Source organism: Mycobacterium sp. 1245852.3, from assembly GCF_001669335.1.
Lineage (GTDB): Bacteria > Actinomycetota > Actinomycetes > Mycobacteriales > Mycobacteriaceae > Mycobacterium > Mycobacterium europaeum_A.
On the sequence record NZ_LZLL01000125.1, the window covers coordinates 1 to 17,943 of the forward strand.

The 17,943-nt window shown below is 70.1% G+C and carries 7 protein-coding genes and 1 riboswitch; of the genes, 1 reads left to right on the forward strand and 6 read right to left on the reverse strand.

Annotation, left to right across the window (positions count from 1 at the left end):
- Nucleotides 1-1,246 (reverse strand): DNA polymerase IV (locus A9W96_RS05610; protein WP_197499410.1); only part of this gene is annotated, 1,246 nt, incomplete at its 3' end.
- Between the two features lie 66 nt (nt 1,247-1,312).
- Here A9W96_RS05610 and A9W96_RS05615 point away from each other — a divergent pair.
- A complete protein-coding gene (locus A9W96_RS05615) occupies nt 1,313-1,834 on the forward strand; it encodes a hypothetical protein (protein WP_082972059.1) in 522 nt (173 codons plus the stop codon).
- A 36-nt stretch (nt 1,835-1,870) separates the two neighbouring features.
- On the opposite strand, the gene ileS is transcribed toward A9W96_RS05615, so the two are convergent.
- The 5 genes from ileS to A9W96_RS05640 all read right to left on the reverse strand — a co-directional run.
- Nucleotides 1,871-4,990, reverse strand: a complete 3,120-nt coding sequence (ileS, locus tag A9W96_RS05620; protein ID WP_067138341.1) for an isoleucine--tRNA ligase — start codon at nt 4,988-4,990, stop codon at nt 1,871-1,873.
- A gap of 325 nt (nt 4,991-5,315) precedes the next feature.
- Nucleotides 5,316-5,564: an Rv1535 family protein gene (locus tag A9W96_RS05625; protein WP_067138343.1), complete on the reverse strand. Its 249-nt coding sequence runs from the start codon at nt 5,562-5,564 to the stop codon at nt 5,316-5,318.
- 283 nt (nt 5,565-5,847) lie between these two features.
- Nucleotides 5,848-6,033: riboswitch (M-box (ykoK) riboswitch) on the reverse strand.
- Between the two features lie 136 nt (nt 6,034-6,169).
- Nucleotides 6,170-7,294: a nitronate monooxygenase gene (locus A9W96_RS05630; protein WP_067138339.1), complete on the reverse strand. Its 1,125-nt coding sequence runs from the start codon at nt 7,292-7,294 to the stop codon at nt 6,170-6,172.
- 165 nt (nt 7,295-7,459) lie between these two features.
- Entirely contained in the window at nt 7,460-8,029 is a 570-nt protein-coding gene (locus A9W96_RS05635; RefSeq protein WP_066880486.1) for a carboxymuconolactone decarboxylase family protein, read from the reverse strand.
- 120 nt (nt 8,030-8,149) lie between these two features.
- A partial coding sequence (locus A9W96_RS05640; RefSeq protein ID WP_156765124.1) for a non-ribosomal peptide synthetase occupies nt 8,150-17,943 on the reverse strand: 9,794 nt, incomplete at its 5' end.

Consider the following 17,943-nt stretch of genomic DNA (forward strand, 5'->3'; position numbering starts at 1 on the left):
CGGAGGTGCGGGTTTCGAACCGCGCGGTGACCACGCCGTGACCGGCGCCCTGCACCCAGCCGTGCCCGAGGTCGCGGTGGGCCACGTCGTCTCCGACCCGCCACCCCGCATCGTCTGCTGCCTGGGGCCCGGACCCATACATGGCCTCGGTCGCGGTTTCCACCGACGCCGAATCCTGTTGCGGTTCAGGCACTTCCAAGTCCGGGAACAGCGATTCCTGCCGCACGTCGCTCAGCCCCGAAAAGCCCACGCCGAGCAGGCGAATGGGCCCGATCTCGCGCGGATCCAGCAGCAGCCGGCGGGCCAGACCGAGCAGCGCCGCGACCTCGGTGGTGGCGTACGGCAGCGTCGCCGACCGGGTCAGGGTGCTCATGTCGGACTTCTTCAGCTTGACCGTGACGGTGCGCGCGCCGCGACCGTCGCGCAGCAGGCGCTGATGAGCGTGCTCGGCGATCGGCTCGATGGCCTCGCGCAACTGCTCCAGGCTGGTCAGATCGACGGCGAAGGTCGATTCGGAGCTGATCTGCTTGGCCTCGGCGCGCTCGGCGACCGGGCGGTCGTCGATGCCGCGGGCCAGCCGGTGCAGCGCCGGCCCGATCGTGGCGCCCAGGATGTTGGCCGCTTCGGCCTCGGTCAGCGCGGCCAGCTCGCCGATGGTCTCGATGCCGAGGCGATGCAACCGCTCCTCGGCGACCGGCCCGATCCCCCACAGCCGGCGCACCGGCAGCCCGCCCAGCAGCAGGCGTTCCTCGGCGCGGCGCACCACCCGGACCCCGTCGGGCTTGGCCAGCCCGGAGGCGATCTTGGCGATCTGCTTGCCCGACCCGGCGCCCACCGAGGCGATCAGCCCGGTGTGGTCGCGGACCCGTCGGCGCAGGTCCTCGCAGAACGCCTCGACGTCCTCGGCGGACGCCCCGGCGAGCTGGGCGGGTTCACCGAACCCCTCGTCGAAGGACAACTGCTCGACCACGGGCACCACGGCGCGGATGGTGTCGAACACCCGGCGGCTGGCCAGCCCGTAGACCACGCCGCGCGGCGGCAACACCACCGCGCTCACGCCGACCAGCCGGCGGGCCTGGTGCATGGGCATGGCCGAGCGCGCCCCGAACACGCGCGCCTCGTAGCTGGCCCCGGCCACCACGCCGCGCCCGCCCAGTCCGCCGACCAGCACGGGGCGCCCACGCAGCGTCGGGCGGGTGAGTTGCTCGACGGAGGCGAAGAACGCATCCATGTCCAGGTGCAGCACCCACCGCGACTCCACCCGATCGATGCTATTGCCCCCACGACGGGCCAGGTGAACTACCGTTTTGTCATGGCCACCGAGTCCGGCGCTGCGGCCGTTCCGCACGGGGACGCGTCGCCCTCGACGCGATGGGCGCGGCTGCGCCACCAATGGAACGAGCGCCTGCAACCCGGGGAGCAGGCCACCGTGCTGGCCTGGGCCTCGTTCACCCTCACCTTCGCCGGCCTGCGCGGCCTCACCCACTGGATCCGGGCCGGGCATGGACCCTCCGGTGGCGGAGTGTCGTTGGGCGGCAAGCACTTCCACCACTACAACATCGGCATCGGCATGCTGGCCACGGTGGCCGGCATCGGGCTGCGCGGCAGCGACAAGCAACGCCAGCACCCCGCGGCGGCGGTGGCCTACGGCGCGGCCAACGCGATGATCGTCGACGAGCTGGCGCTGCTGTTGGACCTCAAGGACGTCTATTGGGCCTCGGATGGTCGCAAGAGCGTCGACGTGGCGGTCGGCGTGATCGCCACCGGGGCGACGGTCGCCGTTGGCATGCCGTTCTGGCCGCACGCCCACCGGGCGCTGCGATCGAGGAACTGACCGCTTCCGGTGCGCGAGCGGCCGACCGCGGCGGGCTCAGGCCTTGGCGATGCGCACCCGCACGCCGTCGCCGATCTCGGCGCCGTCGGCCGGGTCGCCGAATTCGAAGCTGGTGGCCAGGATCTCACCCGCGATGAGGTCGCGGTGGGTTCGCGCCCAGTCGGCCCGCTCGTCCGGTACCGCCATGACCACCGAAATCCGGTCGGACACCTCCAAACCCGTCGATTTGCGCAGCTCCTGCAATTCACGGATCCGGTCCTTGGCCCAGCCTTCGGCCTCGAGCTCGGGGGTCACCGTGCCGTCCAGGACCACCAGGCCCGCGCCGTCGGGCAGGGCCGCGGTGAATTCCGGGTCGGCGGCGACCAGTCGTGAGCTGTATTCCTCGGGATGCAGCACCGCGGGACCCGCGGTCAGGGTGCCGTCGGGATTGACGACGCCCTCCCCCGCCTTGACCGCCTTGATGGCGGCTTGCACGTCCTTGCCCAGCCGGGGCCCGGCCACCCGCGCGTTGACGGTGAGCTCGAAGCGGCCGTAGGTGTCGATCGCGTCGGTCAGCTCGACGCTCTTGACGTTGAGTTCGTCGGCGATGAGGTCGACGAACGGCTCCAGCCGCTGCGGATCCGCCACGGCCACGGTGAGTTTCGGCAACGGCAACCGCACCCGCAGTTTCTTGGCCTTGCGCAGCGAGGACGCGGCCGAACAGACGTCGCGGACCTGATCCATCGCGGCGACCAGGTCGCGGTCGGCGGGCACGTCGCCGGCCTGCGGCCAATCGGTCAGGTGCACCGACCGCTGCGCCGTCAGGCCGCGCCAGACGATCTCGGTCACCGAGGGCAGCAGCGGCGCGGCCAGCCGCGCGGTCACCTCCAGCACGGTGTGCAGGGTGTCGATGGCGTCGGCGTCCTCTTCCCAGAACCGCGAACGCGACCGCCGCACATACCAGTTCGTCAACGCCTCGGTGAACTGGCGCAGCTGCTCGCAGGCCCGCGAGATGTCACAGGTGTCCATCTCATGCGTCAGATCGTCGCGCAGCTCGGCGAGCTTGGCCAGGATGTAGCGGTCCAGCACCTGCGTCGAATCGGTGCGCCAGGTACCGACTTTGGGCGCGTAGAGGGCCAGGAAGCTGTAGGCGTTCCAGAACGGCAGCAGCACCTGGCGCACGCCCTCGCGGATACCCTGTTCCGTCACGATCAGGTTGCCACCGCGCAGGATCGGCGAGGCCATCAGGAACCAGCGCATGGCGTCGGAGCCGTCGCGGTCGAACACCTCAGACACGTCCGGGTAGTTGCGCAGCGACTTGCTCATCTTCTGGCCGTCGGAGCCCAGCACGATGCCGTGTGCCACACAGGTTTTGAAGGCCGGCCGATCGAAGAGCGCGGTGGCCAGCACGTGCAGGGTGTAGAACCAGCCGCGGGTCTGCCCGATGTACTCGACGATGAAGTCGCCCGGGTAATGACCGTCGAACCAGTCGCGATTCTCGAACGGGTAGTGCACCTGGGCATAGGGCATCGAACCCGAGTCGAACCACACGTCGAGCACGTCGGGGATGCGCCGCATCGTGCTGGCCCCGGTCGGGTCGTCGGGGTTGGGCCGGGTCAGCTCGTCAATGAACGGCCGGTGCAGATTGGTGGGGCGCACCCCGAAGTCGCGTTCGAGTTCGTCGAGGCTGCCGTAGACGTCGATCCTCGGGTAGGCGGGGTCGTCGGACTTCCACACCGGAATCGGGGTGCCCCAGTAGCGGTTTCGCGAGATCGACCAGTCGCGGGCGCCCTGCAGCCACTTGCCGAACTGGCCGTCCTTGACGTGCTCGGGATACCAGGTGATCTGTTGGTTGAGCTCGACCATGCGGTCCCGAAATTCGGTGACCGCGACGAACCATGACGACACCGCCCGGTAGATCAGCGGATTGCGGCATCGCCAGCAGTGCGGGTAGGGGTGCTCGTAGGTTTCGTGGCGCAGCAGCACCGCCCCGTTGGCCGCAGCCGGGCCGCTGCCGTTCTTCAGGTCGCGGATGATGTGCGGGTTGGCGTCAAAGACGTGCTGCCCCTGGTAATCCGGGACCGTGGCGTCGAAGCGGCCTTTGGAGTCGACCGGTGTGACCGGGACGATGCCGACCTTGTCGGTGGTGGCCATGTCGTCCTCGCCGTAGGCCGGCGCCATGTGCACGATGCCGGTGCCGTCCTCGGTGGTGACGAACTCGCCGGGCAGCACCTGAAATGCCTTGGCCGTGTCCATGAAATACGGGAACGGCGGCAGGTACCGCGTGCCGAGCAGGTCGGCGCCGCGATGGGTGGCCAGGGTCTCGGGTTCGTCCCCCAGCTCGCGGGCGTAGGCGGCCAGCCGCGGCTCCGCGAGCACGAAACGCCGGCCCTGCGACCGGACTTCGACGTAGGTCACCTCGGGATTGACCGCGACGGCGAGGTTGGACGGCAGGGTCCACGGCGTCGTCGTCCACACCAGCAGGTGGGCCCCGTCCAGCGGGCCGCCGACCACCGTGAATCCCACCGTCAGGGCGGGATCCTGCCGGCTCTGGTACACGTCGTCGTCCATCCGCAATTCGTGGTTGGACAGCGGGGTTTCGTCGCGCCAGCAATACGGCAACACCCGGTAGCCCTCGTAGGCCAGGCCCTTGTCCCAGAGTTGTTTGAACGCCCAGATCACCGACTCCATGTAGGGCAGATCCAGCGTCTTGTAGTCGTTGTCGAAGTCGACCCAGCGCGCCTGGCGGGTGACGTAGGCCTGCCACTCGTCGGTGTAGCGCAGCACCGAGGCGCGGCAGGCGTCGTTGAACGCCGCGATGCCCATGTCGTCGATCTGCGATTTGTCGGTGATCCCGAGCTGGCGCTCGACCTCGAGTTCGGCGGGCAGCCCGTGGGTGTCCCAGCCGAAGCGGCGCTCCACCTTGTAGCCGCGCATGGTGCGGTACCGCGGGACGATGTCCTTGACGTAGCCGGTGAGCAGGTGACCGTAGTGCGGCAGCCCGTTGGCGAACGGCGGCCCGTCGTAGAACACGTATTCCGGTGCGCCCTCGCGGCGGGCGATGCTGGCCCGGAAGGTGTCGTCGCGGGCCCAGTAGTCGAGCACCTCGAGCTCGAGCGCCGGGAAGTCCGGCGCTCCTGGCTTCGGGTAGGCCTGAACCTCAGCGTTGTCGGTCACGATGCGCGTTGTCTCCTGTGCCACGGTGCAAACCGGGGACGACGACGCGCTGGCTGCGCGAGCGCCGCGGTACCACCCCGCTTGCCGCGCTTTCGCGTGGCCACTCGATGACGGCTGTGACGGGCCTACCCGTTCGGTTCTACTGGGCCACGACGGCTGTTCTTCCGAAGGCTCCCCGGTGATGGCCGGATCGATGCCAGTAAGACGATTCTACGAAGACCCGCAAATCCGGGTGCACTCCAAGGGGTCGCCAGGGCGCAGAACTACGTCTGCGACCAGGCGACCCCTTGGAGCCCGAGTTGCTCGACGTCCATCGGAGTTCGATTCAGGCCCGGACTTCGAGGACGCCGACGCGCCACAGCGCGGCGTACACGTGACGCAGCGGCACGCTCAGCAGCCGAGCGGCGCCGTCCACCAGCGGGTCGCTACCGGCGCCGAACGGCGGGGTGTCGGCGCGGCGGGCCTTAGCCACGGCCGCGTGCGCGACGGCCGGAACGGTGTCGGTGTCGCGCACCACGGTCAGCGTGCGCGCGGGCGCTACGGTCACCACTTGGTCGTAGAGAGCTGCGGTCATCATCGCCTCCTAGAGGGGAGATCCAACGGGGATTGATTGGACTGACGTGTCCCGCCCCGTGTCGGTTCCGATCTCGAGAACGCTTGGCCGATAACCACTTAGCGTTGCGACGACTCAGCCGAGCAGGTCGCGCCGGAGACCGGATGGGGACGAAACACAGTTCGGACTTCGATCCGGACTATCGCTAGAACGCATCTGTCCCTCACCTCCTCGCGGTCACGACGCACGCGGTTCCGTGCGATCTATGCGCAGCAAAGGAGCAGAACCCGACGACCGCCGGAGATCCGCACCCCTCTCGTCAGAGCTTCGGCACCACACGACGTGTCCTGGCCTGGACAAACAATCCGAGCCGGAAGCCACCTGGGCTCAACCCTTAAGCCGGGAGGAGCTGTCCTGACCCGGGGCGTCTTTCGACGTTCGGGGTCAGTGGCCTGTATTCGTGTAGACGCCTCACCTAACGAGGTGCATACCCGACCGATAATGCACGACGGGTATGACGCGGTCAAATCCCTGGATGGCGAGTCGGGGATTCTGTGCGGATTCCTGCGGCGAGCACCCAGCATCCGGTCAGGTTTGCGACCCTGACCTGGACAAACGACTCGGGATCACTTGTCGACCAGGCCCTCGAGCCGGCCGATCGTGTCGATGAATTCCTCGACCATGTCGAGCACCACCGAGCGCGGCGGGCGGACCCGGTCGAGCGAGCCGACCACCTGCCCGACGAAGTAGGTGGCGAGCTCACGCGCCTTGGCGCCCGCCTGCGCGGCGGCGGCGTTGATGCGCACCTGCGGCTCGGTGACCAGCGCGGTCTGCAGCGGCATGCCCAGCGGGTCGGGGTTTTCCGGCCGCTCCCACTCGTCGGTCCAGGCGGTGCGCAGCATCCGCGCCGGCTTGCCCGTCATCGAGCGCGACCGGACGGTGTCCGACGAGCTGGCGGCCAGGAACTTCTCCTTGACCACGGGCACGGTCTCGGCCTCTTCGGTGGTCAGCCACACCGAGCCGCACCACACGCCCTCCGCGCCCAGGGCCAGCGCCGCCGCGATCTGGCGACCGCGGGCGATCCCTCCGGCGGCCAGGACGGGCACCGGCGCCACGGCGTCGACGACCTCGGGCACCAGGACCATGGTCGCCACCTCACCGGTATGACCGCCGGCCTCGGTGCCTTGCGCGACGATCAGGTCGACGCCCGCGTCGGCGTGCCGCTGCGCGTGCCGGGTGGTGCCGGCCAGCGCGGCCACCAGCACGTCGCGGTCGTGCGCGCGCTGGACGAGGTCCGCCGGGGGCGGCCCCAGCGCGCTGGCGATCAGCCGGATGTTGTTGGAGAAGGCGACGTCGAGCAGCGGCTCGTAGGTCTTCGGCGAGATGTTCAGGCCGCCGAGGGAGCGGCGCGGCTCCGCAGCGGGCGCGGTGACCCCGTAGCGGGCCAGCAGGTCGTCGACGAAGGCGCGGTGCTCGTCGGGTAGCAGGGTGCGGGCCTGGCTGGTGTCGATGCCGCCCTGCTCGGCGCCGACGTATTTGGGCGGTAACAACAGGTCGACCCCGTAGGGCTTGCCCCCGGTCCGCTCCTCGATCCAGGCCAGCTCGCTCTGTAGCCGCTGCGGGCTGTGCGCGGTGGCGCCCAGGATCCCGAAGCCCCCGGCGTTGGTCACCGCGGCCACCACGTCACGGCAGTGGCTGAAGGCGCAGATCGGGAATTCGACTCCGAGCATCTCGGCGACCCTGGTTCTCATCGCCCGACGCTAAAAGCTATCGATTGCGAAGTCAATCGGCCACGGGGAGTACGCAACTCAGGTGCGCGCCGCGGGGCTAAGGCCCCTAAGCCGATGGGAGCGACCCGCTTCGCCCGGCCGCGCCGCGCTCGCGATCGCCCCTAAGCCGATGGGGGTGACCCGCCCCTAAGCCCGGGGCGACCGGCCGTCCGGCGGCCAGCTCGCCACGCCCTCCTCCAGCGGCACCTCCAGGCTCTGCAGGATCGAGGCGACCATCCGCCAGGCCCCGATGACCGTGACCAGTTCGACGAGAACCGTTGTGTCACCGCCGAATTCGCGCTCACATGCCGCCCAGTTCGCGGCGCTCACCGCGCCGTCGCGCACCACGTCGTCGGTGGCGGCGAGCACGGCCCGCTCGACGACCCCGAACCCGGCGTGGTTCTGCCAATCCCGCACGCCCAGCAGATCATCGGCCGGCACGCCGAGCCGCGATGCGACGCGCCAGTGCTGGGTCCACTCGTAATCGCAGCCGGTGAGCCAGCCGATCCGCATGATCACCAACTCACGCAACCGCGAATCGAGGGCGCCGTGCCAGAGCATGGTGGCGAGCAGGTCGTTGATGCCGCGCGCCAGCGGCGGATGGTTGAGCAGCACCTGAAAGATGCTGAGTTCGGCCATGTAGTTGGGGACGGCCGCCTCGTCGGCCGCGGCCTTGGCTTCGTCGAGTGGCAGTTGAGGCAGGCGCGCTGTTGTCATCGGATGAGCACTCCTCCATGCGGGCGGGACCGTCGCGTTCTCCCGTCATGGTAGCCAGCCGACGGCGCGGCGACGACGGGTTTGATCGCGTCAGCGAAAACCGCTATCGTCCAACGGATTTCAGAGCAGACCGAGCAGCTTCAGGTCGGTCACGTATTTGACGATCACCGACGGGCTGATCTGCGGAATGTCGTTATCGGGACCGATCTTGGCTTCCTGCACCGCGGCGCGGAAACGCTCCGTCGGCCCCAGGCACCCGCGGGCGGGATCCGCCGGCGGCACGTGCAAGGCGTTGCGCAGCTGCAACAGTTGCAGCACCGACTGGTGGCGCTGCCGCTCGGGCAGGGCGTGCAGGGCGGTCTCCATCCGCTGCAGCCATTCGGTGAAGTCGTCGACCCGCTCGATCGGGTAGCCGGCCTCGATGAGCCAGTCGACGTACTCGTCGAGGCCGATGCCGTCGTCGTGCGGATTCATCACGTGGTAGGTCTCGAACCCGTCCATCACCTGGGCGCCCAGCGCGGCGATCGCCTCGGCGACGAACTCGACCGGCAGCGCGTCGAAGTGCGCGCGTTGCCGGTTGCCGTCGGCATCGAGCGCATAGAACGAGCGCGGCGCGACGCCACTGGCCACCACGCTGTGCACCATCCGGGTGAACATGTCCGACAGGTTCAGCTGGCCCCGATAGGTGGTGTCGGCCAGGATCATGTCGCAGCGGAACACCGAAACCGGCAGCCCGCACAGGTCGTTGGCCTCGCGCAGCAGCACCTCGCCCGCCCACTTGCTGTTGCCGTACCCGTTGCCGTAACTGCCGTCGACGGTGCGAATCGGGCCGGCCGTCCGGACGTCGGCGTCCTCGGTGAACGCCGCCGGCTCGATTTGGTCACCGACGTTGGCCGTCGACACGTAGGTGTACGGCTTGAGTTTGGTGGTGACCGCCAGCCGGATCAGCTCGGCGGTGCCCGCGACGTTGGGGGTGAACAGCTCGCTGTAGGGCAGCACGCCGTTGACGACGGCCGCGCAGTCCACGATCAGATCGACGGTGTCGGCCAGCCGCTGCCAGGTCGGTTCGTCCACGCCGAGGTTCGCGCGACCCTTGTCACCGGCGATCACCTCGAGATGGTCGTCGGCGAGTTCGTGGAAATACCGCAGCAGCGCCGGATCGCCGCTGTCGAAGGTCTTTTCGAGCCGGCGGCGCGCGTCCTCGTCGGAGGTGGCCCGCACCAGGCAGATCAGCTTTCCGTCCGCCAGTTCCAGCCGTTCCAGCCACTGCAGCACCAGGTAGCGACCGAGGAAGCCGGTGGCCCCGGTCAGCAGGACCGTGCGCAGGTCGCCGCGCGGGGCCGGCAGCGCCGGCGCGGTCGACAGCGTCGGGGCGTCGATGAACTTGTCCAGCGTCAGGTCGCTGGCGTACACCTCGGTCGCGTCGCGGCCGTGCACGGACGCGAAGTCGGCGCGAAGACCCTCTGCCGCACCGTGTTCGGCGTTGAGCTGCTGGCTCAGGGCGCGCACCGAGGGCGCCTCGAAGACGGCGCGCACCGGCAGGTGGACATCGAGGGCGTTGTAGATCGCGGCGACCAGGCGCATGGCCGACAGCGAATCCCCACCCAGGTCGAAGAACGATTCGGAGACCCCGACCCGCTCCAAGCCGAGCACCTGGGCGTACAGCCAGGCCAGGATCTCCTCCACGGCGGTGGCCGGGGCCAGGTAGTCCTCGGTGCCGTAGTCGGGCGCCGGCAGCGAGCGGATGTCGAGCTTGCCGCTCGGTGTCAACGGGAGTGCCGGCAACACCACCACCGCGGACGGCACCATGTAGGCGGGCAGGCGCTCGGCCAGCACCGTGCGGATCTCTGCCGGGTTGGCCGTGCCGGTGATGTACCCCACCAGCCGCTTGTCGCCCGGGCGGTCCTCGCGGGCGATCACCAGCGCCCGCTCCACGCCGGCCAGCCCGGCCAGCGCGGCCTGGATCTCGCCGAGTTCGATGCGGTAGCCGCGGATCTTGACCTGCTCGTCGGCGCGCCCGACATACCGGAGCTGCCCGTCCGCGCCCCACCAGGCCAGGTCCCCGGTGCGATACATGCGCGCCCCCGTCCCGCCGAACGGGCAGGCCACGAACCGCGACGCGGTCAGGCCGGCCCGGCCCAGGTAGCCGGTCGACACGCCGGCACCGGCCACATACAACTCGCCGGCCACACCCGCGGGCACCGGCCGCAGGCACCCGTCGAGCACGAACAACGCGGCGCCCGCCACCGGCGAACCGATCGGCGGCGCCTCGGGTCCCGGGGCGAGCGGGGCGCTGACGGCCGCGACGATCGTGATCTCGGTGGGGCCGTAGACGTTGACCATCACGCGTCCGGCCGCCCAGCGGTCCACCACTTCGACGGGGCAGGCTTCGCCCGCGACGGCCAGCACCGTCGACTCCAGCCCCTCCGTGCCGAGCATCCCCACCTCGGACGGCGTTTGGGTCAGCATGTCGACGCGTTCGGCGACGAGCAAGGCGTGCAGGTCTTTCGGCGAGCGCACCACCTCGTCCGGCACCACCAGCACCCTTCCGCCGTGCAGCAGCGCACCGAAGATCTCCCACACCGAGAAGTCGAAAGCCAGCGAGTGGCATTGGCTCCACACCTTCCCCGGCGCCGCGGGCAGGCCGGCGGCGCCCAGCGAGGCGAACAGCTGGGTGGCGTTGCCGTGGGTCACGGCCACCCCCTTGGGGACACCGGTGGTGCCCGAGGTGTAGATCGTGTAGGCGACGCCCTGGGGCGCCGGTGCTGGCAGCGGCGTCGCAGGCTGGCGGTGGATCTCCGGGTCGTCGATGTCGATGACGAGCGGGCCGAGATCTCCTGAGCGCGAACGATACTCGGCGGTGGTGAGCACGACCGTCGGTGCGGCATCGGTGAGCATGAAGTCGATCCGGGCCGCCGGCAGCGCCGGGTCGATCGGCAGGTACGCGGCGCCGGTCTTGAGCACGGCCAGGATCGCGGCGACGGCCCGGGCGGAGCGTTCGACGAGCAGCGCCACGCACTGGCCCGGTCCCGCGCCGTGGTGAACGAGCAAGTGCGCCAACCGGTTCGCGGATTCGTCGAGTTCACGGTAGGTCCACGAACACGATCCGTCGGTGATGGCCACCGCCTCGGGCGCGCGCGCGACATGCTCAGCGAACACCTCCGGGATCGACGCGGGTGGGTGCGCCTCGCGCGTCAGCGCCGTCCGGTTGCCGATCGCATCGAGGCGGGCGTGCTCGTCGGCGCCCAGCACGTCGATCGACGACAACCGCGCGGTGGGGTCGGCGGTGATGGCCGTCAGCACCCGATGCAGCCGGCACACCAGGGCTTCGATGGTGGCGGTGTCGAACACGTCGGTGCGGAACTCCACCGCGCCGCCGATCCCGGCGGGCCGGCCGTCCCGAGTCCAGCGTTCGGCCAGCGACCACGCCAAGTCGGTTCGGGCGGTGCGGGTCTCTACCGGGACCGGGGTGACCCGCACGTCGCCGAGGCTCAGGTCGGCGGCATCGGTGTTCTGCCAGGCCAGCATGACCTGCACCAGCGGATGATGCGCCAGGCTGCGGGTCGGGTTGAGCCGCTCCACGAGTACCTCGAAGGGCACATCCTGATGTTCGTAGGCGGCCAGGCTGCGCGCGCGCACGTGCGCCAAGACCTCGGTGACGGTGGGGTCACCGGCCAGGTCGACCCGCAGCACCAGGGTGTTGACGAAGAAGCCCACCACGTCGTCCAGGGCCGGATCGCGCCGCCCGGCGATCGGAAAGCCCACCGCCACATCCGAACTCGCGCTGATCTTGGCCAGCAACACCGCCAGGGCGGCCTGCACCACCATGAAGCTCGTGGCGTTGTGCGCGTCGGCCACCGCCCGTACCCGCTGCTGCAACTCCGCCGGCCACTCCACCGCCACGCTGGCCCCGCCGAAGTCGGCCACCATCGGGTAGGGCCGGTCGGTCGGCAGTTCCAGCCGCTCGGGCATTCCGGCCAGGGTGTGTTCCCAATACCGCAACTGCCCGGCGATCAGGCTGTGCGGGTCCTGCAATTCGCCGAATTGCGCGCGCTGCCACAGTGTGTAGTCGACATACTGCACCGGCAGCGGCACCCAGCCCGGGGCCTGTCCGGCCACACGGCTGGCATAGGCCTCGCCCAGATCGCGCACCAGCGGCGTCAGCGACCACCCGTCGGCGGCGATGTGATGCAGCACGGCAACCAGCAGATACTCGTTGTCGTCCACCCGAAACAGCAGCGCCCGCAACGGGAGTTCGGTGGCCAACTCGAAGCGGTGGCCGACCACGGTGTCGATGGCCTTGCCCAGCCGGGCGGCCGACCACCCACGCGCATCGCTGATCTGCCATCCGAAGTCGGCCGCCCCCGCCTCGACCACCAGTTGCTGGGGTATGCCCTCGTGCGCCGGGAACAGGGTCCGCAGGCTTTCGTGGCGGGCCACGACGTCGGCCAGCGCTGCGCCGAACGCCTCGTCGTCGAGGCGCCCGTGCAGTTGCAGGGCGATGGCCATGTTGTGCACCGGGGAGGGCCCATGCAATTGGCCGATGAACCACAACCGCGACTGGGCGAACGACAACGGCACCACCGCCGGCCGCGCTGCGGCGACCAGGGGCAGGCGCCCGCCCCCATCGGTGCCGAGGCGGCCCGCCAGGCGGCGAATGGTGGGCGCTTCGAACAGGGCCCGCACGCCGAGGTGGACGCCGAGACCGGCGTTGATTTCCGCCACCAGCCGCATGGCCGACAGCGAGTCGCCACCGAGGTCGAAAAAGGAGTCGTCGATCCCGACGCGGTCGACGCCCAGCACGTGGGCGTAGATGTCGGCGATGGTCTGCTCGACGGCGGTGGCCGGGGCGCTGTATTGATCACGGCCGTGATAGTCCGGTGCCGGCAGGGCGCGGACGTCGAGTTTGCCGTTGGGGGTCAACGGTATTGCGTCGACGGCGACCACCGCGGCGGGCACCATGTAGGCCGGTAACCGCTCGGCCAGCCGGGCGCGGGCCTCGGCCGGATCGGCGGTGCCGGTGAGATAGCCGACGAGTCGCTTCTCGCCCGGCCGGTCCTCACGGGCGATCACCGCCGCCTGCTTCACCCCGTCCAATTGGGCGAGGGCGCTGTGTATTTCACCGAGCTCGATCCGATGGCCACGGATCTTGACCTGATCGTCGGCGCGCCCGAGGTAGTGCAGCTGACCGTCCGGGCCCCAACGCATCACGTCCCCGGTGCGATACATGCGCGTCCCGGTGCCGCCGAAGGGGCAGGCCACGAACCGCGACGCCGTCAATCCGGCCCGGCCCAGATAACCGACGGCCACCCCGCACCCGGCCACGTACAGTTCGCCGGGCACACCGGCGGGCACCGGGCACAGCCACGGGTCCAGGACGAAAAACGCCAGGTGCGCCAACGGTTTTCCGATGGGACTGACGTGGCCGTCGATGTCCGCGTCGCAGATCTTCCGGCAGGAGGCGTGCACCGTCGTCTCGGTGATGCCGTACATGTTGATCAGCCGCGGGCGGTGCGGGTGGTTGTGCAACCACTTGCCCAGCCGCTGGGGAAGCAGCGCTTCGCCGCCGAACACCACGGTGCGCGGGGTGAACTGATGCGTTGACCGCGACGCGTCGGCGCCCTGTAGCGCGAAGAAGGCCGACGGGGTCTGGCTCAGCACGCTGACGTCTTCGTCAATCAGCAAGGCCCGCAGGTCTTCCGGTGAGCGCACGACGTCGTCGGGGACGATCAGCAGCCGTCCGCCCGACAGCAGCGCCCCGAAGATCTCCCACACCGAGAAGTCGAAGGCCAGCGAATGGCACTGGCTCCACACTCCGGTCGGCGGCGTCAGCCGGCCGTTCATCGAGGCCAGCAGTGCGGTGACGTTGCCGTGGGTGACCGCGACGCCCTTCGGGGTCCCGGTGGTGCCGGAGGTGTAGATGAGGTAGGCGATGTCGGCGGGTTCGGGCGCGGTCAAGGCGCTGCCGGGCCGGGTGTGCACGGCGGGCCCGGCGACGTCGATGATTGCGACGCCGCATCCGTCGAGCCGCGACCGCAGGTTCGTCGTGGTGACGGCGGCGACGGGCGCGGCGTCGGTGAGCATGAATCCGATGCGCTGTTGCGGCATGGCGGGGTCGATCGGCAGGTACGCCGCGCCGGTCTTGAGCACCGCGAGGATGGCGACGACGGCGTGCGCCGAGCGCTCCATCAGGACCGCCACGCATTGCCCGGGTCCGCATCCTTCGTCAATGAGCCGGTGCGCCAACCGGTTCGCGGCCGCGTCGAGCTCGCGATAGCTCATCGACAGGCCGCCCCACGTCAGCGCCACCGCCAGCGGGTCGCGGGCCACCTGAGCGGCGAACAGCGCCGGAATCGAGGACGGCCCGCTGGCCTGCCGCGACAGCGCCGCGCGGTTACCGATGGCGTGGAGGCGCGCGTGCTCGTCGTCGTCGAGCAGATCGATCGACGACAGTCGCCGGGCGGGGTCGGCCGTCATCGCCGCCAACACCCGCCGCAAGCGCTCGATCAGCGTTTGCACGGTGGCGGTGTCGAACACGTCGGTGCGGAATTCCACCGCGCCGCCGATCCCGGCGGGCCGGCCGTCCCGAGTCCAGCGTTCGGCCAGCGACCACGCCAAGTCGGTTCGGGCGGTGCGGGTGTCGACCGGCAGCGGGGTGACCCGCAGGTCACCGAGGCTCAGGTCGGTCGGCTCGTGGTTCTGCCAGGCCAGCATGACCTGCACCAGCGGATGATGCGCCAGGCTGCGGGTCGGGTTGAGCCGCTCGACCAGCGCCTCGAAGGGCACGTCCTGGTGCTCGTAGGCGGCCAGGCTGCGCCGGCGAACCTGGGCGAGTAGTTCGGCGATGGTCGGGTCCGCACCGACGTCGACCCGCAGCACCAGGGTGTTGACGAAGAAGCCCACCACGTCGTCCAGGGCCGGATCGCGCCGCCCGGCGATCGGAAAGCCCACCGCCACATCCGAACTCGCGCTGATCTTGGCCAGCAACACCGCCAGGGCGGCCTGCACCACCATGAAGCTCGTCGCGTTGTGCGCGTCGGCCACCGCCCGCACCCGCTGCTGCAACTCCGCCGGCCACTCCACCGCCACGCTGGCCCCGCGGTAGTCGGCGACCGCCGGATAGGGCCGATCGGTGGGCAGCTCCAGCCGCTCGGGCAGCCCGGCCAGCGCCCGTTCCCAATACGCCAGTTGCTTCGCGATCGGGCTGTCCGGATCTTCCAGATCGCCGAATTGCGCGCGCTGCCATAGCGTGTAGTCGGCATACTGCACCGGCAGCGGCGTCCAGTCCGGGGCCTGTCCGGCCGCACGGCTGGCGTAGGACAGCGCCAGATCGCGCACCAGCGGCGGCAGCGAACCCCCGTCCGCGGCGATGTGGTGCACCACGGCCACCAGGACGTGCTCCTCAACACCGAGGCGGAAAAGTCTGGCACACAAGGGGATTTCGGTTGCCAGGTCGAACGTGTGCCGCGCCGTGTCGCGGATGGCGTCCTCCAGGCGGGCGGGTGACCAGCCCGTGGCGTCGACATCCTGCCATGGGACGTCGGCCCGCTCGGGGGGCAACACCACCTGCTGCGGTATGCCCTCGACGGCGGTGAACACCGTGCGCAAGCTCTCGTGGCGTGCCACCACGTCTCGCAGTGCCACCGCGAGCGCGGTGGCGTCCAGGCGTCCGCTCAGCCGCAGCGCCGCGGCCATGTTGTACACCGGTGAGGGGCCGTGCAGCTGGTCGATGAACCACAACCGCGACTGGGCGAACGACAACGGCAGCACCGCCGGCCGTTGGTGCGCTATGAGTCCGTCGAGCCTGCCCCCGCCCGCGCCGACGCGTGCGGCCAACTCGCCAACGGTGGGCGCCTCGAACAACATCCGCACCCCGATGCCGGCGTCCAGCGTGGTGTTGATCGTGGCGATCGCCCGCATCGCCGACAGCGAGTCGCCGCCCAGATCGAAGAACGAATCGTCCACCCCGACCCGCTCGAGCCCCAGCACCCGGGCGTAAATGCCGGCCAGGATTTCCTCGACCGGGGTGGCCGGGGCCCGATAATCACCGGCGGTGTAGTCGGGTGCCGGGAGGGCGCGGGCGTCGATTTTGCCGTTGGGCGTCAACGGCATTGCCTCGATGGCCACCACCGCGGACGGGACCATGTAGGCGGGTAGCCGCGCGGCCAGCTGGGCGCGGATCTCGGCCGGGTCGGCGGTGCCGGTGTGGTAGGCGACGAGCCGCTTCTCGCCCGGCCGGTCCTCACGGGCGATCACCGCCGACTGCGTGACGCCGTCCAATTGCCCTAGGGCGCTGTGTACTTCACCGAGCTCGATGCGATGGCCACGGATCTTGACCTGCCCGTCGGCGCGCCCGGCGTAGCGCAGCCGACCGTCCGCGCCCCAACGCACCAGATCCCCGGTGCGATACATGCGCGTCCCGGTCCCGCCGAACGGGCAGGCTACGAACCGGGATGCGGTCAGACCGGCGCGGCGCGGATAGCCGACGGCCACCCCGGCGCCGGCCACGTACAGCTCGCCGACCACGCCGGCGGGCACCGGCCGCAGCCACGCGTCCAGCACGAACAGCGCGGCCCCCGCCACCGGCGAGCCGAGCGGTGGCGCTCCGGTGTCGGCGGCGAGCGGCGCACTGAGCACCACATCCACCGTGGTTTCGGTGGGCCCGTAGGCGTTGATCATCACCCGGCCCGAGGCCCACTGGCCGGCCAATGCCGCCGGGCAGGGTTCACCGCCGATGATCAGCGCGGTATGCAGACCTTGCGGTGACAGCGCCGCCAGCGCCGATGGCGTTTGGCTGAGCACGGTGACGCTTTCGGCGATCAGCATGGCGTGCAGTTCGTCCGGCGAGCGCGTCACCTGCTCGGGCACGATCACCAGGCGGCCGCCGCCGGCCAGGGCGCCCCAGATTTCCTGGATCGACACGTCGAAGCCGTAGGAATGGCACTGCGACCACACGCCGGCTCCGGGCAGCGCGGCGTGCAGCGAGTCCAGGAGTTGGGCGACGTTGCGATGAGTGACGGCAACGCCTTTCGGGACGCCGGTGGTGCCCGAGGTGTAGATGATGTACGCGACGTTGTCGGATGCCGGCGCCGGCAACGCGGTGCCGGAGTGATCGTGGACGGCGGCGGCGTCGATGTCTATGACCGGCAGTCCGGACCCGGCCAGGCGCGAGCGCAGGCCCGTCGTGCTGAGCGCGACGGTCGGTGCGGTGTCATCGATCATGAATCCGATCCGGGCCGGCGGGAGCCCCGGGTCGATGGGCAGGTAGGCCGCCCCGGCCTTCAGGGTCGCCAGGATGGCCACGATCGCCTCGGCCGATCGGGAAAACAGCAGCGCCACAACATGTCCTGGCCCGATGCCCTGGTCAACCAACAGGTGCGCCAGGCGGTTCGACGCCTCGTCGAGCGCGCGATAGGTCATCGTGCGACCCTCGCAGGTCACCGCGATCGCGTCGGGCCTGCGGGTCACCTGGGTGGCGAACAGCGCGGGCAGTGACGGCGGTGCGGCCGCGCCCCCGGTCAACGCCGCCCGATTCCCCCAGTCGGCAAGCCGCGCGTGTTCCCCGCCGTCGAGCGCGTCCACGGACAGCAACGGCCGGGCCGGATCGGCGGCCATGGCGACCAGCAGCCGGTGTAACCGCGCGGTCAGCGTGTCGATGTGGGCCGGGTCGAACACGTCGGTGTCGAATTCGACCCGCAGGCGCAGCTCTTCACCGGGCACGGCCTGCAGCGACAGCGGGTAGTGGTTGTAGTCGTGGCTGGTGAATTCGGTGACGGTCAGGTCGTGGACGGCCGACAACGTCGTGGCGTCGACCGGATAGTTCTCGTATACGAGCAAGCTGTCGAACAGCTGGTCATGCCCGGTGATGCGGTGAATCTCGTTGAGCGCCAGGTGCTGGTGCTCGAGGGTGTCGT